Annotated in this window: 17 protein-coding genes and 2 tRNA genes; 13 read left to right on the top strand and 6 right to left on the bottom strand. The window is 63.4% G+C overall.

Going from position 1 to position 19,777, the window contains the following annotated elements; translation table 11 throughout:
* The first annotated feature begins 5 nt into the window (after positions 1 to 5).
* From ybgF to ABE459_RS07150, 4 genes are all read left to right on the top strand, one after another.
* Entirely contained in the window at positions 6 to 815 is an 810-nt protein-coding gene (ybgF, locus tag ABE459_RS07135; RefSeq protein WP_125465139.1) for a tol-pal system protein YbgF, read from the top strand.
* Between the two features lie 160 nt (positions 816 to 975).
* Positions 976 to 1,623: a 7-carboxy-7-deazaguanine synthase QueE gene (queE, locus tag ABE459_RS07140; RefSeq protein ID WP_323830198.1), complete on the top strand. Its 648-nt coding sequence runs from the start codon at positions 976 to 978 to the stop codon at positions 1,621 to 1,623.
* A gap of 10 nt (positions 1,624 to 1,633) precedes the next feature.
* A complete protein-coding gene (gene queC, locus ABE459_RS07145; protein ID WP_125859814.1) occupies positions 1,634 to 2,308 on the top strand; it encodes a 7-cyano-7-deazaguanine synthase QueC in 675 nt (224 codons plus the stop codon).
* Positions 2,309 to 2,368: 60 nt separating this feature from the next.
* Positions 2,369 to 2,444, top strand: a tRNA-Lys gene (locus tag ABE459_RS07150).
* Positions 2,445 to 2,588: 144 nt separating this feature from the next.
* On the opposite strand, the gene ABE459_RS07155 is transcribed toward ABE459_RS07150, so the two are convergent.
* The 3 genes from ABE459_RS07155 to ABE459_RS07165 form a co-directional block, all read right to left on the bottom strand.
* Complete coding sequence (locus ABE459_RS07155) at positions 2,589 to 4,358, bottom strand: phosphoethanolamine transferase CptA (protein ID WP_323830197.1); 1,770 nt, start codon at positions 4,356 to 4,358, stop codon at positions 2,589 to 2,591.
* A gap of 162 nt (positions 4,359 to 4,520) precedes the next feature.
* Positions 4,521 to 6,647 carry a methyl-accepting chemotaxis protein gene (locus tag ABE459_RS07160; RefSeq protein WP_323830196.1) on the bottom strand — a complete coding sequence of 709 codons (2,127 nt, stop codon included), beginning with the start codon at positions 6,645 to 6,647 and terminating at the stop codon, positions 4,521 to 4,523.
* Between the two features lie 59 nt (positions 6,648 to 6,706).
* A complete protein-coding gene (locus tag ABE459_RS07165; RefSeq protein WP_125465134.1) occupies positions 6,707 to 8,059 on the bottom strand; it encodes an APC family permease in 1,353 nt (450 codons plus the stop codon).
* A gap of 525 nt (positions 8,060 to 8,584) precedes the next feature.
* Between ABE459_RS07165 and ABE459_RS07170 the strand changes: the two genes are divergently transcribed.
* On the top strand, positions 8,585 to 10,099 hold the full coding sequence (locus ABE459_RS07170; RefSeq protein ID WP_125465133.1) for a YdgA family protein: 1,515 nt from the start codon (positions 8,585 to 8,587) through the stop codon (positions 10,097 to 10,099).
* Positions 10,100 to 10,365: 266 nt separating this feature from the next.
* Positions 10,366 to 11,424 (top strand): quinolinate synthase NadA, encoded by a 1,059-nt coding sequence (gene nadA / locus ABE459_RS07175; protein ID WP_125465132.1) that lies wholly within the window; start codon positions 10,366 to 10,368, stop codon positions 11,422 to 11,424.
* Positions 11,425 to 11,557: 133 nt separating this feature from the next.
* Here nadA and ABE459_RS07180 read toward each other — a convergent pair whose 3' ends face one another.
* A complete protein-coding gene (locus ABE459_RS07180; protein WP_323830195.1) occupies positions 11,558 to 12,994 on the bottom strand; it encodes a M48 family metalloprotease in 1,437 nt (478 codons plus the stop codon).
* 106 nt (positions 12,995 to 13,100) lie between these two features.
* On the opposite strand from ABE459_RS07180, the gene ABE459_RS07185 reads away from it, so the two are divergent.
* Together ABE459_RS07185 and ABE459_RS07190 are read left to right on the top strand one after the other, a co-directional pair.
* Complete coding sequence (locus tag ABE459_RS07185; RefSeq protein WP_110992328.1) at positions 13,101 to 13,340, top strand: sulfurtransferase TusA family protein; 240 nt, start codon at positions 13,101 to 13,103, stop codon at positions 13,338 to 13,340.
* A 21-nt stretch (positions 13,341 to 13,361) separates the two neighbouring features.
* Positions 13,362 to 14,432 (top strand): AI-2E family transporter, encoded by a 1,071-nt coding sequence (locus tag ABE459_RS07190; protein WP_323830194.1) that lies wholly within the window; start codon positions 13,362 to 13,364, stop codon positions 14,430 to 14,432.
* Between the two features lie 118 nt (positions 14,433 to 14,550).
* On the opposite strand, the gene ABE459_RS07195 is transcribed toward ABE459_RS07190, so the two are convergent.
* Complete coding sequence (locus ABE459_RS07195; protein WP_110992326.1) at positions 14,551 to 15,024, bottom strand: peroxiredoxin; 474 nt, start codon at positions 15,022 to 15,024, stop codon at positions 14,551 to 14,553.
* 10 nt (positions 15,025 to 15,034) lie between these two features.
* Positions 15,035 to 15,595, bottom strand: coding sequence for a glycine cleavage system protein R (locus ABE459_RS07200; protein WP_110992325.1), 561 nt, complete (start codon positions 15,593 to 15,595; stop codon positions 15,035 to 15,037).
* A 260-nt stretch (positions 15,596 to 15,855) separates the two neighbouring features.
* Here ABE459_RS07200 and dapA point away from each other — a divergent pair, with 260 nt between their 5' ends.
* The 5 genes from dapA (at position 15,856) to ABE459_RS07225 (ending at position 19,557) form a co-directional block, all read left to right on the top strand.
* On the top strand, positions 15,856 to 16,743 hold the full coding sequence (gene dapA / locus ABE459_RS07205; RefSeq protein WP_323830193.1) for a 4-hydroxy-tetrahydrodipicolinate synthase: 888 nt from the start codon (positions 15,856 to 15,858) through the stop codon (positions 16,741 to 16,743).
* A gap of 17 nt (positions 16,744 to 16,760) precedes the next feature.
* Positions 16,761 to 17,876, top strand: coding sequence for an outer membrane protein assembly factor BamC (gene bamC, locus ABE459_RS07210; protein ID WP_125465128.1), 1,116 nt, complete (start codon positions 16,761 to 16,763; stop codon positions 17,874 to 17,876).
* Positions 17,877 to 18,635: an MBL fold metallo-hydrolase gene (locus ABE459_RS07215; RefSeq protein ID WP_125465127.1), complete on the top strand. Its 759-nt coding sequence runs from the start codon at positions 17,877 to 17,879 to the stop codon at positions 18,633 to 18,635.
* A 29-nt stretch (positions 18,636 to 18,664) separates the two neighbouring features.
* The gene (gene purC, locus ABE459_RS07220) at positions 18,665 to 19,375 is read left to right on the top strand and encodes a phosphoribosylaminoimidazolesuccinocarboxamide synthase (protein ID WP_103444794.1); all 711 of its coding nucleotides are present in this window, start codon (positions 18,665 to 18,667) and stop codon (positions 19,373 to 19,375) included.
* A 92-nt stretch (positions 19,376 to 19,467) separates the two neighbouring features.
* A tRNA-Ser gene (locus ABE459_RS07225) sits at positions 19,468 to 19,557 on the top strand.
* Positions 19,558 to 19,777: the final 220 nt, after the last annotated feature.

Here is a 19,777-nt window from a genome sequence, read left to right on the forward strand (position 1 = left end):
TTCCTATGCGTATGTGCCGCCGTGTAGTAACCGTCCTCGCACTCAGCCTGCCCCTCTCGGCGTGGGCTGCGGTTCCCGTAGTAGATGACAACGCAGGTGGTTTGCCACCTGCGGGTTATGGCACGAGCGGCGCCTATGCCGGAGCAGGGGCTTCGGCCCCTGCTTCTGCAAACGGCCAGCTGTTCATGCAGCTGCAGCAGATGCAGGACCAGATTTCCCGCCAGCAAGGCATCATCGAAGAGCTGCAGAACGATGTGTCGCGCATGAAGCAGGAAAACCTCGAGCGCTATCAGGAACTGGACCGCCGCATTGGCAGCGGAACGGCACCTGCCGCGACTCCCGATAATTCCTCCACCGGTGGTGCGAACAACGCAGCCACGGGTGCCGCCGCCGGCGCCAGCGCCGCGCAGCCACCGGCCGCCAGCAGCGAGCCGGGTGATCCGGCGAAAGAAAAGCTCTATTACGACGCGGCTTTCGACCTGATCAAGCAGAAGGACTTCGACAAGGCCAGCCAGGCCTTCAACGCCTTCCTGCGCAAGTACCCCAACAGCCAGTACGCCGGTAACGCGCAATACTGGCTGGGCGAAGTGAACCTCGCCAAAGGCGACCTGCAGGGTGCCAGCCAGGCCTTTGCCAAGGTCAGCCAGCTGTATCCGGAGCACAGCAAGGTGCCGGATTCGCTCTATAAGCTGGCCGACGTCGAGCGCCGCCTGGGCCACACCGACAAGGTCAAAGGGATTTTGCAGAAGGTGGTCACTGACTACCCTAAAACCACTGCCGCCAAACTGGCTGAGCGTGACCTGCAAAAGCTCTGAGTCAATGCTTCATGAAGAAACCCGCGCCTGTCGCGGGTTTTTTCGTTAGAATCACTGCCCTTTTTTCGTAAACACGCTGCTGCGGATAACGCCATGTCGAGTCCGCGACAGTGCCTGACGGAGGCGGACAGCCTGTTCAGCTGTCACGCCCGTGGCGATCATGCAAGACACATTACGCATCACCGAAGTCTTTTACTCGTTGCAGGGTGAAACGCGAACGGCTGGGCTGCCCACGGTATTCGTGCGCCTGACCGGTTGCCCCCTGCGTTGCCAGTACTGCGACAGTGCCTATGCCTTCAGCGGCGGCACTCTGCGTAGCCTGGGTTCGATCCTCGAGCAGGTGGCCGGCTTCAAGCCGCGCTATGTCTGTGTCACCGGCGGTGAGCCTTTGGCCCAGCCGAATGCGCTGCCGCTGCTGCGCAGCCTGTGCGATGCCGGTTACGAGGTTTCGCTGGAAACCAGCGGCGCTCTCGATATCAGCGGCGTCGATACCCGGGTCAGCCGCGTAGTCGACCTGAAGACGCCAGGCTCCGAAGAGTCGCACCGTAACCGCTACGAGAACATCGAGCTACTGACCCGCAACGATCAGGTCAAGTTCGTTATCTGCTCGCGCGAAGACTACGACTGGGCGGTCTCCAAACTGATCCAGTACAACCTGACCGAGCGTGCCGGCGAAGTGCTGTTCTCGCCCAGCCACCATCAGGTGAAAGCCTCCGACCTGGCTGACTGGATCGTCGCCGACAACCTGCCCGTGCGTTTCCAGCTGCAGCTGCACAAGTTGCTGTGGAACGACGAACCTGGACGCTGAGAGAAAAGACATGACTGAAAAACGCGCGGTAATCCTGCTTTCTGGCGGCCTCGATTCGGCCACCGTGGTGGCCATGGCCAAGGCTGAAGGCTACGCCTGCTACACCATGAGCTTCGACTATGGCCAGCGCCATCGTGCCGAGCTCGAGGCCGCGGCGCGGGTTGCCCATGACCTGGGCGTGGTCGAGCACAAGGTGATTGGCCTGAACCTGAACGGTATCGGCGGCTCGGCCCTGACCGACAGCAGCATCGACGTGCCGGAAGCGCCAAGCGAAGGCATCCCGGTGACTTACGTGCCGGCGCGCAACACCGTGTTCCTCTCGCTGGCGCTCGGCTGGGCCGAAGTGCTTCAGGCGCGTGACATCTTCATTGGTGTCAATGCGGTGGACTATTCCGGTTACCCGGACTGCCGCCCCGAGTTCGTCGAGGCCTTCGAGCGCATGGCCAACTTGGCCACCAAGGCCGGGGTCGAAGGGCAGGGCTTCCGCATCCAGGCGCCGCTGCAGAACCTGAGCAAGGCGCAGATTGTCCAGGCCGGTATCGCTCGCGGCGTGGACTACAGCCTGACCGTGTCCTGCTATCAGGCCGATGATGATGGGCGCGCCTGTGGCAAGTGCGACAGCTGCCGCCTGCGGGCCGATGGCTTCAGTGCAGCCGGTGTAGCGGACCCGACCCGTTATTTTTAAAAAAATGCGTATGGGGTGTTGATTTCTCCTGAGAAATCAGTAATATACGCGCCATCCAACGGGTCGTTAGCTCAGTTGGTAGAGCAGTTGGCTTTTAACCAATTGGTCGTAGGTTCGAATCCTACACGACCCACCATATTGCAGTACGAAAAGCCCGCCTTCATGGCGGGCTTTTTCGTTTCCGCTGCCGGGAGAATGTTCTCTCCATCGCCCTGGTTACAACAAAAAAGCCGATACCTGATTGTTCGGGTATCGGCTTTTTTGATGGGCGTTGTCTCTGTCAGCCTTTGCCCGGCTTTACCTCGTCGCTGGATGCGGTGCTTTGCTCGTGTTGCGCCTTGCTGTCGGGCAGTTGGTCGAACTCGCGCAGGCCGTTCTTCACGTAAGGGTTGCCGATCCAGCGTGGGCTGGGGCTGAACTGCGTGCTCACCAGGCTCTTGGCGGGCTCGTAGCGGTCGTAGCTCAGCCCGGCCAGGTCGGACAGGGTGTGGATCAGGTGCGAGCTGCTGTAAGGGCGCGAGGCCATCGCCTGCAGGTCTCGTGGGTGGCTGGCCTGCCAGCTCGGCGAGGTCCAGAGCAGGAACGGGATGGTGTACATCGGTCGGGTCGGGTCACCTTCGTTGCGCCCCAGGCGATCGTGCTGGCCGGAGCTGTAGACATCCTCGCCATGGTCGGAGAGATACAGCAAGAAGCCGTTCGGCGTGGTGGCCGCGTACCGTTTGATCAGGCTCGATACCACGTAGTCGTTGTAGCGCACCGCGTTGTCATAGAAGTTGTAGGTTTGCACCTTGTCCGGCGACAGCGCTGCCGGGGCGCCGGCATTGTCCTTGAAATGCTCGTAATCTGCCGGATAGCGGTAGCGGTAATCCATGTGGGTGCCGAGCAGGTGGATGATGATGAACTTCTTCTGCGTCGGGTCCTGCAGCGCTTTTTCGAAGGGGGCGAGTACCACATCGTCGTACTGGCTGGCGTTCTGGTTGCGCTGGTTGTTCAGGTAGACCTGCTCGTCCGTCTGCTGGGAGAAGGTGGTGAGCATGGTGTTGCGCTTGGTCATGGTCTGCTGGTTGGTAATCCAGAAGGTCTTGTAGCCCGCCTGCTTCATCAGGTTGATCAGCGACGGATCGGTCAGGAAACGGTCCGGGTGCTGTTCGTCACCGAAGGTGAGGATCTGCTGCATCACTTCGATGGTGTAGGGGCGCGGCGACACCACGTTGCGGAACACCGTCAGGCCCTTGTCACTGGCGGCCAGGGCGTCCAGGTTCGGCGTGGTGTCGCGGTTGTAGCCATACAGGTGCATGTGCTCGCGGGTGGTGGACTCACCCAGCACCAGCACCAGGGTGCGCGGCGTGTCGCCGCTGCTGTCGGCAAGGTTCTGCAGCGGCGGCAGGGCGGCGTTCTGTTGCAGCAGCTCCTGCATGTTGTCGAGCTGCTGGCGGTATTGCCGGTAGCCCACCACCAACTGCCAGGGGACCGCCGGCTCCATGCGCTGTTCGACCTTCTCGCGGGCTTCGGCAAAGGTGCGTTGCTGGGTGACGAGCTGTTTGTAGAACGGCAGCACCAGCAGCGACACCAGCAGCAAGGCCACCACGGGGATGCGGCTGCGCAGAGGCAGGGTAACCGGGCGAATGCGGGTCCACAGCAGCACTGCAACCGCCGTGTACAGCAGCAGTGCCAGGCACAGCGAAACACTGAAGTACTGGCTGAAGTACTCACTGGCCTCGGCGGTGTTCGACTCGAACATCACGAAGATCACGCTCTGCGAGAACTCCTGATGGTAGATGCCGAAGTAACTCAGGCCCACCAGCGAGCTGGCCCACAACACCAGGCCGATGACGGCCGCAAGCCCGCGGGTCAGGCGTGGCAGCAACAGTACCGGCGCCAGCCACAGGCTGCTGAGGATGAAGGCGTCGCGAAACCCGGCGAAACCGGTGGTGCCGCTGAACAGCAACAGCGCCTGGGTGACGCCGGAGAAATACCAGAAAAACAGCAGGAGCCAGCCGAGGCCTGCCCAGTCCATGGTTTTTTTTGCGGTGGGGGATGGGGTGGTCACGTGCGCCTCAGGAGCCAGATAGCCGCCATCAGGCTGGCGGCTGCATAAAGGAGGCGACGCTAGAGCAGGTGAAGTGAAAAGATCGTCAACAGGAAATGAAAGCCTCGAGAAACGTTGTATGGGCCGCTGAGCGGCCCTCGAAGTTCTGGTGCACAGCCGTTCCTAGACGCGGAACTGCTCCATCAAACCCTGTTGCTGGTTGGCCAGCCGGTTGAGCGCCTGGCTGATCCGTGCCGATTCATCGGCCTGCCCGGACAGCGATTCGGTCACATCGCGAATCCCCGCGACATTGCGATTCACTTCCTCGGCCACTGCGCTCTGCTGCTCGGCGGCGGAGGCGATCTGCAGGTTCATGTCGGTGATCACCGTTACCGCCTGGTCGATGCGTTGCAGGGCGGGCAGGGTCTGTTCCATCTGCGCGGCGCTCTCGCGGGCCTGGCGCTGGCCACCGTGCATGGCGGCGACGACGTCCTGGGTGCCCTGCTGCAGGCCTTCGATCACCTGGCGAATTTCCTCCACCGATACCTGGGTGCGCTGGGCCAGGCTGCGGACTTCGTCGGCGACCACCGCAAAGCCACGCCCGGCCTCGCCGGCGCGGGCGGCCTCGATCGCGGCATTAAGTGCCAGCAGGTTGGTCTGCTCGGCAATGGCGCGGATCACCTCGAGCACCGAGCCGATCTGCTCGCCACGGCTCTCCAGCGAGCGTGCCTGCTCCATGGCTGCATCCATGCCGCCGGCCAGCTGGTCGATGGCCTGGCGGGTGGCCGCGACCAGGGCCAGGCCTTCACGGGTAGCCTGATCGGCGCCGCGTGCGGCCTGGGCGGCTTGCGCGGCGTTATGGGCGACGTCCTGGGCGGTGGCGCTCATTTCGTTGGCGGCGGTGGCCACCTGTTCGATTTCCCGGTGTTGCTGCTGCATGCCGGTGCTGGTCTGGCTGGCGATCAGCGATGACTGGTCGGCGGTGCCACGGGCTTCCTGCACCGAGCCTTTGAGCTGGGCGATCACCGGCTGCAGCTTGTCCAGGAAGCGGTTGAACCAGCCGGTCAATTGCCCCAGTTCGTCGTCGCGGGCGTAGTCCAGGCGCCGGGTCAGGTCGCCTTCGCCGCTGGCGATGTCTTTCAGGCGCGCGGCCACCGCCAGGATCGGCCGAGTCACGCCGCGGGCGGTCAGCCACACCAGCAGCAGGCCCAGTACGGCAGCGCCCAGGCCGATCAGCAGGCTGGTCAGGTTGGCGCGCTGGTTGTGATCGTCCAGGCGTTGGTTGAGGGCTACCGCCGGCGCTTGCAGCACGCTCTCCGGCAGCTCCAGCAGCACCTGCCAGGGCGCGGCGCCGGGGATCGGGGTGAAGGGGCGCGAGATGCGCATCATGCCGTTATCCAGGCGCTCGACCGGCTGGCCGGCGCGCAGGGGCGCGGTAAAGGCGCTGGCAGCGCTGCCAAAGGCCTGTTCCACGGTCTGGCTCAGTTGCCGGGCGTCCTGGCTGTGGCCGGCCAACAGCCCGACCGGGCTGACGATGCTTACCTGGCCCTGGCCGTCGAACAGTTCCTGGCGCCCGGCCAGGGCCAGCTGCTGCAGGTTGTCCAGGCCGATGTCCAGGCCGATCACGCCCACCACCTTGCCGCCTTCGAGCAGTGGCAGGGCAATGCTGGTCATCAGCACCTTCTGGCCGTTGATCTCGTCGAAGTACGGGTCGAGCACGCAGGCCTTGGCGGTTTCCAAGGGGCAAGTCAGCCAGCGGTTGTAGGGTGAGCCGTTGGCGCCGATGCTGGCGTCGGCGAGCATCGACTCGGGCATGGCCTCGGTTTCCAGCGCGCCTGGGCTGCTTTGCGACCAGTACAGCGAGAAGCGCCCGCTGTCGTTGCTGCCGGCATCGGCCTGGCCGACGAACTGGGCGTCGCGCTGGTCCAGGGCGTTGGGCTGGAACACCAGGTACAGGCCGATCAGGTCGGGGTTGCCGGCCAGTGCGGCGCGGGCTTCGTGGTTGAGCTGGTTGCGCAGGTCGGCGCCGCCCCGGGCCTTGAGCGCCTGCACCAGGCGGGCGAAACCGTTGCCGTACTGGTAGGCGTCCATGAAGTAGCGCTGGATGCGCAGCGCCTGGGTTTCGCCGTGGGCCTGCAGGCGCAGGCGGGCGCTGCGATCGAGCAGCTCGGTGTTGGCCTGGAACACCTGCTCGGCGTTGCGCCGGGCCTGGGTGAGCGAGGTGGCCACCAGCAGGGCGACGATGGCCAACAGGCACAGGCCGGCGAGCAGGGTGATCTTCCACTGGATGGAGAGGCGGCGCAGCGACATGGGCTTTTCCTTCTCGATCAAAACAGAACGCCCGCGGTCAGGCGGGCGTCGGGTGTGGTTCATTCAGCGATGTAGTTCGGTGGCGCAACCCGGAAGGCCTTGGTCAGCCAGCCCAGGTACAGCACGCCAAGTGCCGCCCAGACGCCGCCGAACAGCAGCGAGTGTTCATTCAGGTCCAGCCACAGCGAAACGATGATGCAGAAGCCGATGGTCGGCAGCACCAGGTACTTCATCTTGTTGGCCAGCCCCTGGCGGTTGCCCTCGCGCAGGTAACAGTGGTTGATCACCGAGAGGTTGACGAAGCTGAACGCCACCAGCGCGCCAAAGTTGATGATCGACGTGGCGGTGACCAAGTCGAAGAAGATCGCCGACAGCGCCACCAGGCCGACAATCGCGATGTTCAGCACCGGGGTCTTGTAGCGCGAGTGCAGGCGGGCGAACACGCTGGCCGGGATCACCTTGTCGCGGCCCATCACGTACAGCAGGCGCGACACGCTGGTCTGCGACGCCAGGCCCGAAGCGATGGTGTTGATCACCGTGCAGGCGATGAACACCGACTGGAACAGCTTGCCGCCGACATACAGGGCGATTTCCGGCAGCGCCGCTTCCTGGTCGTGGAAGCGCTGCATGGTCGGGAAGTAGGCCTGGATGAAGTACGACACGCCGATGAACACCACGCCGCCGATCAGCGCGGTGAGGAAGATCGCCAGCGGGATGGTCTTGCCTGGATTACGGGTTTCTTCCGACAGGCAGGTGACCGCGTCGAAGCCCAGGAACGAGAAGCACAGGATGGTCGCACCCGCGGCCAAGGCGGCGAACTGGGTCTGCTCGTCGCCGAACGGCACCAGGCTCCACGCGGTGCCCAGGCCCTCTCCTTGATCCAGGCCACGCACGCAGAGGTAGACGAACACGCTCATGATCGCCACCTGGACGAGCACGAACAGCAGGTTGAAATGCGCCACCAGGTTGATGCTGCGCATATTGATCAGGCTGATCACGGTGACGAAGCCGGCCACCCACATCCATGCCGGTACCTCGGGGAACATCGCCGACAGGTACAGCTTGGCCAGCAGCGCGTTGACCATGGGCAGCAGCAGGTAGTCCAGCAGCGACGACCAGCCCACCAGGAAGCCCACGTGCGGGTTGATCGCGCGTTGGGTGTAGGTGTAGGCCGAACCGGACTGCGGGAAGCGCCGCACCAGGGTGCCATAACTCACAGCGGTGAACAGAATGCCCGCCAGCGCCAGGATATAGGCACTGGGCACGTGCCCGGCGGTGATGCCGGAGACGATGCCGAAGGTGTCGAACACGGTCATCGGGGTGAGGTAGGCCAGGCCGATGATCACCACGTGCCAGAGGCGCAGGGATTTACGGAACTGGCCGTTGCCGGTGGCGCGGTGGTCAAGCTGCATGCGCGTGGTACTCCTGGCGTTGGACGGCAGGCACGGCGTGCGGCGGGCACGGCAAGGTCGAGCGGGTGGGCTCCATGTTGTTCACCTTTTATGTTGGAGCTGCGAAGTGCGCGGAGAGGGCGCGGGTGTCAGGGCTTCAAGCGCCGGGACGAGGAAGGCGGCGCGTGCGGGCAGGGGCGTTTGGGCATGATGGCGGCGCGATTGTTCTTCTTCGTGGAATGGGCGCTTGCAAGGTGGGTGAAATAAAAAACGATGGTCATTAGGGTGTCAAGTTAAACATGACAGACTGACTAGTCATGTTGTTTTTTATCTACATCGAAGGGGTTTTTCGGCCTTTTTTTGGCGCTTTACCTGTTTTGTGCGGATTCTCGTGTCTATAAATATTGACGACAAGAAGGGCGGTGGTACGGTGCCTCGCCTGCGTGTGTGCTACTGCTATGCCATGCGCTCACCCTGACAGTGGTATTCTGCGCGTCCTCGCGTACCTTCACGCGCAGCCCCTATGGACAGCAATCGGTTCTATTCATGAAGAAATCAGTAGGCATCCTTTCCGGCCTGGCCGTCGCCATCGCCGTCGCAGCCACCGCTGGCGCCTGGTACACCGGCAAACAGCTGCCGGCGGAGTTGGAGAGCTCCGTCATCCAGTTCAATCTGGAGATGAAGAAAGCCCTGGCCGGCAGTGGCGGCAGCATGACCGTCGAACTGGCTTCGCTGGAGCAGCATTTCTTCACCAGCACGGCGCACTACCGCCTCAAGGCCAAGGATATTCAACTGGGCGAGGTCGAGAAGCTCAACTTCGACGTCGGCGTGGTCGACCAGATCGAGCACGGCCCGTTCCCCTGGTCGCGGGTCAAGGCATTCAAGCTGATGCCGGTGATGGCCACCAGCAACACCGCACTGGAAAAGGACGATTTCACCGCGCCCTGGTTCGCTGCGGCGGGTGACAAGGTGCCCGTCAGCGGCCAAATCAGTCTGAGCTATGGGGGCACGGTTGAATGCGATATCCGCCTGGCGCCTGTCAAGCTCGAGCAGGATGGTGAAAAGGTCCTGGACTTCTCTGGCATGCAAGTGCTGTTGCGCGGTAGCGACAAAGGCAAGGACACTGAATTCCACGCCAATGCCGATCGCCTGGAAATGAACTTCGCCGATGCGCAAGAGACGCCGGTGAAGATCCTGCTCAATGGTTTCAAGGCTGGCGGCAAGCTCACCCAGACCGACCACGACATGATCTACGTCGGCAACGTCGACCTGGCCCTGGCTGATACGCAGGTCACCAGCGGTGCCGATCAGCAAGTGCTGGTGCTCAAGGGGCTGCAGCAGAACAACCTGTACAGCGCCGAAGGCGAAGCCAAGGACAAGTTGGCCGGGCGCCTGGAGTACAAGGTGGCCGACATCAGCTATGCCGGGCGCAAGGTGGGCAGCGGCGAGATGGTCTTCACCATGAAGTCCATCGACATTCCGGCCCTGCAGGCACTGTTGGAGTGGTACCAGACCAAGATGCCGCAGGTTCAGCAGGCGGCCGCCGAAGGGCAGGCGCTGCCGTCGCTCGACATGACCCCGGCAGAACAGGCCAAGGTCCAGGGCGATCTGCAAAAGATGCTGGCCGGCAAGCCGCAGTTGGCGCTGGAAAAACTGTCGTTCAAGACGGCCAACGGCGAGAGCCATTTCAGCCTGGCCATGGACTTCGCCAACCCGACCTCGTTCGACCTGCCGCCTGATCAGTTGGGCAAGCAGTTGGTCAGCAGCCTGCACAGCAAGCTGAGCGTGTCCAAGCCAATGGTCGGTGACCTGGCCACTTTGCAGGCACTGCTGGGCGGCGAGACCGATGCGCAGGCCATCGCCCAGCAATCCAGCCAGGCCGGTGAAATGGTCGGCATGATGGCGGTGCAGAGTGGCATGGCCACGGTGCAGGGCACTGACGTGGTTTCGAGCCTGAAGTATGCCGATGGCATGGTCGACTTCAACGGCAAGAAGATGACCGTCGAAGAGTTCGCCATGCTCATCAGTGGCCACCTGGCGGCCCTGCAGCCCCAGGGCTGATAGCAGGTTCCAGGCCCATTTCGCGGGGCAAGCCCGCTCCCACTGGGGGAGCGGGGTTGCCCCGCGATTGCATTCAGCCCCGCCACGCAAAAACCCCTTTTGCATCGCTGCGATTGCCTGTAGCCTTCGCCGTCCGATAATAATCCGCGCCCGCAGAGGGGCCGCGAGGGCCCGCCCAGCTGGCCGTCCGGCACCGCTAGCCGATCTGTCAGGGCCGGGTGATACACTCGATTGACGCGCGTACGCGCCCTGCAGGTCCTGCGATCATGACCCAGATTTCCGAACGCCTGTTGGTACAGGCTCACCTCGACGCCAAGCAGCCCCACCCGCTGACGCCCGCGCAGGAGGCCGAGTACCGTGCGGCCATCGCCGCCGAGCTGAAGAAGCAGAATGCCGTGCTGGTCGCCCACTACTATTGCGATCCGGTGATCCAGGCCCTGGCCGAGGAGACCGGCGGTTGCGTGTCCGACTCGCTGGAAATGGCCCGCTTCGGCAAGAACCACCCCGCTGACACGGTGATCGTGGCCGGGGTGCGCTTCATGGGCGAGACGGCGAAGATCCTCACCCCGGAAAAGCGCGTGCTGATGCCGACCCTGGAAGCCACCTGCTCGCTCGACCTGGGCTGCCCGGTCAAGGAGTTCTCGGACTTCTGCGACCAGCACCCCGAGCGCACAGTGGTGGTGTACGCCAACACTTCCGCCGCAGTGAAGGCACGGGCCGACTGGGTAGTGACCTCCAGCTGCGCACTGGAAATCGTCGAAAGCCTGATGGATAACGGCGAGACCATCATCTGGGGCCCGGACCAGCACCTGGGTCGCTACATCCAGAAGCAGACCGGCGCCGACATGCTGCTGTGGGACGGTGCCTGCATCGTCCACGAAGAATTCAAGTCGCGCCAATTGGCCGACATGAAGGCGCTGTACCCGGACGCGGCGATCCTGGTTCACCCGGAGTCGCCGGAAGCGGTGATCGAGCTGGCCGACGCGGTGGGTTCCACCAGCCAGCTGATCAAGGCTGCGCAGACCCTGCCGAACAAGACGTTCATTGTCGCGACCGACCGCGGCATCTTCTACAAGATGCAGCAGTTGTGCCCGGACAAGGAATTCGTCGAAGCCCCCACCGCCGGCAACGGCGCGGCCTGCCGCAGCTGCGCGCACTGCCCGTGGATGGCCATGAATACCCTGGAGCGTGTGCTGGATTGCCTGCGCACTGGCAGCAACGAAATCTTCGTCGAGCCGGCACTGATCCCCAAGGCGATCAAGCCGCTCAACCGCATGCTGGATTTCACCCAGGCGGCGCGTTTGAAGTTGTCGGGCAACGCCTGAAGCTGCTTGCACGGCCCTTGTAGGAGCGGCCTTGCGCCGCGAAAGGGCCCAGGATTTATGCATCACCTCGCAATCGCCGGGGCCGCCTTGCGGCCCTTTCGCGGCGCAAGGCCGCTCCTACAGGGGGCGGGCGCTAACGCCCCATCATGTCCTTGACCATGCGCTGCTGCTCCATGATCTCGCGCTGGCGCTGGTCGATCTGCGAGGCCAGCGGGAAGTTGCTGCCCGAACGGCGCTTGGCGTAGTCGAGCTGCTGGATGGCCTGGTCGAAGTCGCCAACCAAGGTGAAGTACTCGGCGCGGGCACGGTGCAGGCCGATGGTGTTGCCGGAAAGGCCGCGCACTTCGGCAACGTCGTACCACACGTCCGGATCGTCCGGGCGGCTCTTGACCAGATCATCCAGCACTTTCTCCGCCTCGGCCGGCTTGCCCTGCTTGACCAGCAGGTCGGCGCGCACCTGTTTCAGCGGGTAGTTGCCCGGGTACAGCGCCTGCAGGCGCTGGACGCGCTGCTGGGCGTCGGCCAGGCGGTTGTTGGTGATGTCCAGGTCGATCTGCGCCAGGTTGTAGGTGATGTCGTTGGGCGCCTTGGCCAGCAGCGGCTTGAGGCTCTCCCGCGCTTCGTTGAGCTGGCCGCCCTTGATCTGCGCCAGCGCCAGGCCATAGCGCGCGGCGTCCATTTGCGGGTTCTCTTCAAGCTGGGCGCGGAAGCGCTTGGCGGCCAGGCCCGGGGTGCCTTCGTAGGTGAGCTGCACGCGGGCGCGGATCAACTGGTAGCGCAGGCTGTCCTCGACGCCGCCCGCCGGCGCCTGCTCGGCGCGGTTGCGGGTGTCGGCCACCCGGGATTCGGTGACCGGGTGGGTCAGGAGGAATTCCGGCGGTTTGGCGTCGTAGCGGTACTGGCGCGCCAGGCGCTCGAACATGTTGGGCATGTTGCGCGGATCGTAACCGGCTTTTTCGAGGTTCTGGATGCCGATTCGGTCGGCCTCCTGCTCGTTCTGCCGGGAGAAGCGCCGCTGCTCCTGGATGGCCGCCGCCTGGGTACCGGCAATCACGCCAATGCCGGCGTCGCCACCGCCCCCCGCCGCCAGCACGATGCCCGCCAGCAGCGCTGCCATCATCGGCAACTGCATGCGCTGCTGGGCTTCGACGCCACGGGCGAAGTGGCGCTGCGACAAGTGCGCCAGTTCGTGGGCCAGTACCGAGGCATACTCGCCTTCGGTCTGGGCGTTGAGGAACAGCCCGCCGTTGACCCCGACGATGCCGCCGGGCGCGGCGAAGGCGTTGAGTTCCTTGCTGTCGATGAGGATGAATTCCAGGCGCCGGTCCTGCACCTGGCTGGTCTCGGCCAGCTTGTACACGCTGGTCTCGACGAAATCCTTGAGTTGCGGGTCGTTCAGCTGGTTGACGTTGCCACGCAGCAGGCTCAGCCAGGCGCGCCCGAGCTGGTGCTCCTGTTGTGGCGAAACGATCGCGGAACTGGCATCGCCCAGTGACGGCAGGTCGTCGGCGTGGCCGGGCAGGGCCATCAGGCAGGCCAGCGTCAGCAGGGTGGGGCGCAGTAGATTCATGCACAAGCTCGCGTGGGTCAAAAGCCTTACTGTAGCCGGGTCGCACGATGCCGACCAGTGGCGGTATCCTAGTGCCCTTTTTGCCTTGCCAGTGGAGACGCGCCCGATGAGTGACACCCTGACCTGCGACGCCGAACTCGACGCCAGCGGGCTGAACTGCCCGTTGCCGCTGCTCAAGGCGAAGATGGAGCTCAATCGCCTGGCCAGTGGCGCGGTGCTCAAGGTGATCGCCACCGACGCAGGCTCGCAACGCGACTTTCGCACTTTTGCCCGGCTTGCCGGTCATACGCTGCTGCACGAAACGGCCGAGGCCGGGGTGTACACGTACTGGCTGCGCAAGGCCTGAGTTTTCTTTCAAGGATCGGCAATGATCAAAGTGCTACGCGACTGGATGCAGCGCTACTTCTCCGATGAGGAGGCAGTGGTGCTGGCGGTCCTGCTGTTCCTGGCCTTCACCGTGGTGCTGACGTTGGGCGGGATGCTCGCGCCGGTGCTGGCGGGCATGGTCCTGGCTTTCCTGATGCAGGGGCTGGTCAACGCCCTGGAGCGCTTCAAGGTGCCGACACGGCTGGCGGTGTGGCTGGTGTTCGCGCTGTTCATGGGCGCCCTGGCGGTGTTCATGCTGGTGCTGGTGCCGTTGCTCTGGCATCAGTTGATCACCCTGTTCAATGAGCTGCCCGGCATGCTGGGCAAGTGGCAGTCGCTGTTGCTGCTGCTGCCCGAGCGCTACCCGCACCTGGTGTCGGATGAGCAGGTGCTGCGTGCCATCGAAACGGTGCGCGGTGAAATCGGCAAGTTCGGCCAGTGGGCGCTGACCTTCTCGTTGTCGAGCCTGCCGCTGCTGGTCAACGCGATGATCTACCTGGTGCTGGTGCCGATCCTGGTGTTCTTCTTCCTCAAGGACCGCGAACTGATCGGCCGCTGGGTCAGTGGCTACCTGCCACGCGAGCGCGCCCTGCTCAACCGGGTGGGCGACGAGATGAACCGGCAGATCGCCAACTACATCCGCGGTAAGGGCATCGAGATCCTGATCTGTGGTGTCGCCACCTATATCGCCTTCATCAGCCTGGGGCTCAACTACGCCGCACTGCTGGCGCTGCTGGTGGGGCTGTCGGTGGTGGTGCCTTATGTGGGGGCGGTGGTGGTGACCGTGCCGGTGACCCTGATCGCGCTGTTCCAGTGGGGCTGGGGCGATCAGTTCATCTACCTGATGGCGGTATACGCGATCATCCAGGCGCTCGATGGCAACGTGCTGGTGCCGCTGCTGTTCTCCGAGGCGGTGAGCCTGCACCCGGTGGCGATCATCTGCGCGGTGCTGTTGTTTGGCGGGTTATGGGGCTTCTGGGGGATCTTCTTCGCGATCCCGCTGGCGACGCTGTTCAAGGCGGTGCTGGATGCGTGGCCGCGGCAGGAGGCATCGGTCGCGCCGATGTTGTAAACGCTGGGGACTGCTTCACAGCCCTTTCGCGACACAAGGCCGCTCCTACAGGGGATCGAGTTGTCCTGTAGGAGCGGCCTTGTGTCGCGATCAGAGGCGCAAAGCGCCCCCATCGATCTCAAGCCTTGTTCAAGGCCTCGGCTGCCGCGAGCACGGCATCCACATGCCCCGGTACCTTCACCCCACGCCATTCCTGGCGCAGCACGCCGTCCTTGTCGATCAGGAAGGTGCTGCGGTCGACACCCAGGTACTCCTTGCCATACAGCTTTTTCAGCTTGATCACGTCGAACAACTGGCACAGCGCCTCGTCCTTGTCGCTGATCAGCTCGAAGGGGAAGGCTTGCTTGGCCTTGAAGTTCTCGTGCGACTTGATGCCGTCGCGCGATACGCCGAATACCACGGTATTGGCGGCCTGGAACGCCGCGTACTGGTCACGGAAACCCTGGCCTTCGGTGGTGCAGCCCGGGGTGCTGTCCTTGGGGTAGAAGTACAGCACCACCTGCTGGCCCTTGAGCTGGGCGAGGCTGACGGTCTGGCCGCTGGTGGCCTGGACCTGGAAATCGGCAACGGGTTGGTCGAGTGCTACGGCCATGAGGGCTTCCTTAGACAGGGTTCTGTGGGCGCCACGGTTCGATCAGCGCGTCCAGGTTGAGGGCGTCGGCAAAGTCCAGGAACTGGTCGCGCAGCCAGCTGATCTGGGTGCCGGCCGGCAGGATCACGGTGAACTGGGCATTGAGCATGCTGCTGCCGGTCTGCGGGGCCAGGTAGGTGTCGCAGGTCATCGCGTCCAGCTCGACGCGGTGGTCGAGGAAGAACTGGCACAGCTCGTTGATGATGTCCGGGCGATAGGCGGCGCTGACATAGGCCACATAAGGCAGGGCCTGTGGGCGCACTTCCTGTTCGGCGCTGCGCACCACGTCCAGGGTCAGGCCGTGCTTCTTGGCCAGGCCCGGCAGCGTGGTCTCCAGGCGCGCCAGGGCGTCCCAGCTACCGCCGACCTGCAATACCAGGGCGCTGGTTTCGCCATGGCGGCTCAGGCGCGAGGTGACGACCGCGCAGCGGTTTTCGAAAGCTGCGCGGCTCAGAACATTGGCCAGCTCCATCGGGTTGGGGCCCAGGGCGCTGATGACGAGGAATTGTTCGCGAACGGTGGGGGTGGACATGCAGCATTCCTAAAGCGATGAGCGGTCGGTACAGGACGGGACAAGCCTGCTGTTTGCGTGGGGGCACGGCCACGGTTTCATGGCGATGAACACAGGCCGGGAGCACTGTCGACGGCCCGGCGGGCCGCGCTGTACCGATCAAAGGATCAAGGGTAGCGAAAAGCGGCGCGAAGGGGAATGCTCCGCCCGCCTGCTTCGCTTGTGCAAGGCCGATGCCCCCAGTACCATTACCGCTCTCTTTTTCCGGCAGGAGCAGTTACATGATTGCGGGCAGTATGGTGGCATTGGTCACACCCATGGATGCACAAGGGCGTCTTGATTGGGGCAGCCTCGACAAACTTGTAGACTTCCACCTGGAAAATGGCACCCACGCGATCGTCGCTGTCGGCACCACCGGTGAGTCGGCCACCCTGGATGTAGAAGAACACATCCTGGTCATCAAGCACGTGGTCGAGCGTGTAAAGCACAGCAACAAGCGCATCCCGGTCATCGCCGGCACCGGTGCCAACTCCACTGCCGAAGCCGTTCACCTCACGCAGAACGCCAAGAACGCCGGCGCCGATGCCTGCCTGCTGGTAGTCCCGTACTACAACAAGCCGACCCAGGAAGGCCTGTACCAGCACTTCAAGCACGTTGCCGAAGCCGTCGACATCCCGCAGATCCTCTACAACGTACCCGGCCGCACGTCCTGCGACATGCAGGCCGACACCGTGATCCGCCTGTCGAAGGTCAAGAACATCATCGGGATCAAGGAAGCTACCGGCGACCTGGTGCGCGCCAAGGCCATCCTCGATGGCGTTGACAGCGACTTCATCGTCCTGTCCGGCGACGACCCGACTGCCGTCGAACTGATCCTGATGGGCGGCAAGGGCAACATCTCCGTTACCGCCAACGTCGCCCCGCGCGAAATGGCCGACCTGTGCGAGGCCGCCCTTGAGGGCAATGCCGAGAAGGCCCGCGCGATCAACGAAAAACTCATGCCGCTGCACAAAGACCTGTTCTGCGAAGCCAACCCGATCCCGGTGAAGTGGGCGCTCGTTGAAATGGGCCTGATGCACAAAGGTATCCGCCTGCCGCTGACCTGGCTGAGCGACAGCTGTCACGAAAAAGTCCGTACTGCCTTGCGCCAGTCCGGCGTACTGGTTTAATCGAGGAAGTACACCGCATGAAGCGACTGGCTGGTCTTTCCACCCTTGCCCTGATCATCTCCAGCACCAGCGGTTGTGGCTGGCTGTGGGGCGAGGATGGCTATTTCCGCGACCGCGGCAGCGATTACCTGCAGGCGCAGCCCACCGCGCCGATGCAGCTGCCGCCGGACGCCAGCAACGTCAAACGCATGGACCCGCTGCTGCCGATCCCGCGCAACGTTGCCGACGATCACGCCACTGGCGAGTTCGAAGTACCGCGCCCGCAACCGCTGTCGGCAACAGCCGACATCAGCGATTTCAGCCTGCAGCGCAGTGGCAGCAGCCGCTGGGTGCTGGCCCAGCGCTCGCCGGCCGAAGTCTGGCCGGTGACCCATCAGTTCTTCGAAGACAACGGCTTCCGCATTGCCGAAGAGCGTCCGCAGACTGGTGAGTTCAGCACCAGCTGGCAGCGTTTCGACGAGCTCTCCGCGTCGCTCGGCCAGCGTCTGGCCAGCGCCTCCAGCAGCCCCGACAGCGAAGTCCGGGTGCGGGTGCGCATGGAACCAGGCGTGCAGCGCAACACCTCGGAAGTCTATGTGGTCAGCGTCGAGCGCCCGGCAGGCAGCACCGCCGAGCCCGAGTTCCCGTCCACTTCGAGCAACACTGGCGCCGACGCGCTGCTGGTCGATGAAATGCTCGCCAGCATGAACCGCAACGCCGAGAAGGGCGGTTCGGTGTCGCTGCTGGCCGCGCGTGATTTTGATGCGCCGAGCCAGGTCAGCCTCAGTGAGGACGGCAGCGGCAACCCGGTGCTGTACCTGGGCTCCGACCTCGACCGTGCCTGGTCCGGCGTGGGCCGTGCCCTGGAACAGGGTGAGTGGCGCGTCGAGGACATCAACCGCAGCCTGGGCCTGTACTACATCAACCTTTCGGAAAAACCGGACGACAAGCACAAGGAACCTGGCTTCCTCAGCCGTCTGTTCGGCAGCGAACCGAGCAAGGAAGAGCGTGAGGCCCGCGCCGAGCGTTACCAGGTACGCCTGAGCAAGGTCGGTGAAAACGTCCAGGTCACCGTCGAGAAGAACATCAATACCGTGGCCCCGGCCGATGTGGCCCGCCGCGTGCTGAGCGCAATCCAGGACCGTCTGGGCTAAGTGCGTTTCGCGGTTCTTGGAAGCGGTAGCCAGGGAAACGGCACGCTGATCGCCAGTGGTGACACGCTCATCCTGGTCGATTGCGGCTTCTCGTTGCGGGAGACCGAGCGGCGCCTGGCGCTGCTCGGGGTGTCGGCCACGCAACTGAGCGCGGTGCTGGTCACCCACGAGCATGCCGACCATGTGCATGGGGTGGGTTTGCTGGCGCGCCGCTACAATGTACCGGTCTACATGAGCCAGGGCACTTTGCGTGGCCTGCGCAAGCCGGTGGAGGTAGCGGGGTTTCTCAGCTGTGGCGATACACTGCAGATCGGCGATCTGCAGGTCAGCGCCGCACGGGTCGAGCATGATGCCTACGAGCCACTGCAGTACGTGATCAGCGATGGTCGCCGGCGCTTCGGCATGCTGACCGACCTTGGCAGTTACGACATGTACCTGCTGGAGCGTTACCAGGCCCTCGACGCCCTGCTGATCGAGGCCAACCACTGCCGTGACCTGCTGGCACGCGGGCATTACCCGCAGTTCCTCAAGCGACGGGTCGGCGGCAGCCAAGGACATCTGAACAACCACCAGGCCGCAAGCCTGGTGGCCGAGTTGGGCTGGCAGAACCTTCAGCACCTGGTGCTGGCCCACCTCAGCAGCAAGAACAACCAGCCACACCTGGCCCGCCAGTGCTTCGTCGACGCCCTCGGGTGCGACCCGGACTGGCTCCAGGTGGCTAATCAAGACCATGGGCTCGACTGGCGCCTGATCGCCTAGCCCACCAACTCAAGCAAGCGGAGCCCATCATGGAAAAACGCGAAGAACTCTACCGTGGCAAGGCCAAATCGGTTTACAAGACCGATGACGCCGATCGCTTGATCCTGCTGTTCCGTAACGACACTTCGGCGTTCGACGGCAAGCGCATCGAGCAGCTCGACCGTAAAGGCATGGTGAACAACAAGTTCAACGCCTTCATCATGCAGAAGCTCGAAGAAGCCGGCGTGCCGACTCAGTTCGACAAACTGCTGGGTGATAACGAGTGCCTGGTCAAGAAGCTCGACATGATCCCGGTCGAGTGCGTGGTGCGCAACTACGCCGCCGGCAGCCTGGTCAAGCGCCTGGGCGTGGAGGAGGGCATCAAGCTCGAGCCGTCCACCTTCGAACTGTTCCTCAAGAACGACGAGAAGGGCGACCCCTTCATCAACGAATCCCACGTTGTCGCGTTCGGCTGGGGCACCGCCGAGCAACTGGTCGAGATGAAGAAGCTGTCGTTGAAGGTCAACGAAGTGCTGACCAAGCTGTTCGATGACGCAGGCCTGCTGCTGGTCGACTTCAAGCTGGAGTTCGGCGTGTTCCACGGCCAGATCGTCCTGGGCGACGAGTTCAGCCCGGACGGCTGCCGCCTGTGGGACAAAGAGACCCGCAAGAAGATGGACAAGGACCGCTTCCGCCAGGGCCTGGGTGATGTGATCGAAGCCTACGAAGAAGTTGCAAAACGCCTGGGCGTGCCGCTGTAAGCGGCTCGTTCACGCAAGCGCCTGATACCACGCGATTTTTTTTCAAAAAAAGGTTTGCCAGAATCAAAATCGCTGGTATGATGCGCGCTATTGGAGAGATGCCGGAGTGGTCGAACGGGACGGATTCGAAATCCGTTGTACTGGCAACAGTACCTAGGGTTCAAATCCCTATCTCTCCGCCATACGCGAAGTAGTCGAAGCCCCCGAAAACCTTGAGTTTTCGGGGGCTTCGTCGTTTCTGGGTGCTATCAATACAACCTCCCTTCGCGATGCTTCGACGACAGATCTCTCGCTGAGCCAGTTAATGCACGGTTTGCCTTGGAGGCGGGGCGGTGCATCAGCGATGTGGTGAATGCCAACTGGATATTGTTCACAATTTAATCGTGCTATTGGTCACAAATG

Origin of the sequence: Pseudomonas sp. TWI923, from assembly GCF_039673365.1 — a bacterium.
GTDB lineage: Bacteria > Pseudomonadota > Gammaproteobacteria > Pseudomonadales > Pseudomonadaceae > Aquipseudomonas > Aquipseudomonas sichuanensis.

Excerpts from the sequence above, each read along its gene's own strand:
- ybgF (WP_125465139.1), top strand. The coding sequence starts at position 6 with ATGCGTATGTGCCGCCGTGTAGTAACCGTCCTCGCACTCAGCCTGCCC.
- queE (WP_323830198.1), top strand. The coding sequence starts at position 976 with ATGCAAGACACATTACGCATCACCGAAGTCTTTTACTCGTTGCAGGGT.
- queC (WP_125859814.1), top strand. The coding sequence starts at position 1,634 with ATGACTGAAAAACGCGCGGTAATCCTGCTTTCTGGCGGCCTCGATTCG.
- ABE459_RS07160 (WP_323830196.1), bottom strand. The coding sequence starts at position 6,647 with ATGTCGCTGCGCCGCCTCTCCATCCAGTGGAAGATCACCCTGCTCGCC.
- ABE459_RS07165 (WP_125465134.1), bottom strand. The coding sequence starts at position 8,059 with ATGCAGCTTGACCACCGCGCCACCGGCAACGGCCAGTTCCGTAAATCC.
- ABE459_RS07170 (WP_125465133.1), top strand. The coding sequence starts at position 8,585 with ATGAAGAAATCAGTAGGCATCCTTTCCGGCCTGGCCGTCGCCATCGCC.
- nadA (WP_125465132.1), top strand. The coding sequence starts at position 10,366 with ATGACCCAGATTTCCGAACGCCTGTTGGTACAGGCTCACCTCGACGCC.
- ABE459_RS07180 (WP_323830195.1), bottom strand. The coding sequence starts at position 12,994 with ATGAATCTACTGCGCCCCACCCTGCTGACGCTGGCCTGCCTGATGGCC.
- ABE459_RS07185 (WP_110992328.1), top strand. The coding sequence starts at position 13,101 with ATGAGTGACACCCTGACCTGCGACGCCGAACTCGACGCCAGCGGGCTG.
- ABE459_RS07190 (WP_323830194.1), top strand. The coding sequence starts at position 13,362 with ATGATCAAAGTGCTACGCGACTGGATGCAGCGCTACTTCTCCGATGAG.
- ABE459_RS07195 (WP_110992326.1), bottom strand. The coding sequence starts at position 15,024 with ATGGCCGTAGCACTCGACCAACCCGTTGCCGATTTCCAGGTCCAGGCC.
- ABE459_RS07200 (WP_110992325.1), bottom strand. The coding sequence starts at position 15,595 with ATGTCCACCCCCACCGTTCGCGAACAATTCCTCGTCATCAGCGCCCTG.
- dapA (WP_323830193.1), top strand. The coding sequence starts at position 15,856 with ATGATTGCGGGCAGTATGGTGGCATTGGTCACACCCATGGATGCACAA.
- bamC (WP_125465128.1), top strand. The coding sequence starts at position 16,761 with ATGAAGCGACTGGCTGGTCTTTCCACCCTTGCCCTGATCATCTCCAGC.
- purC (WP_103444794.1), top strand. The coding sequence starts at position 18,665 with ATGGAAAAACGCGAAGAACTCTACCGTGGCAAGGCCAAATCGGTTTAC.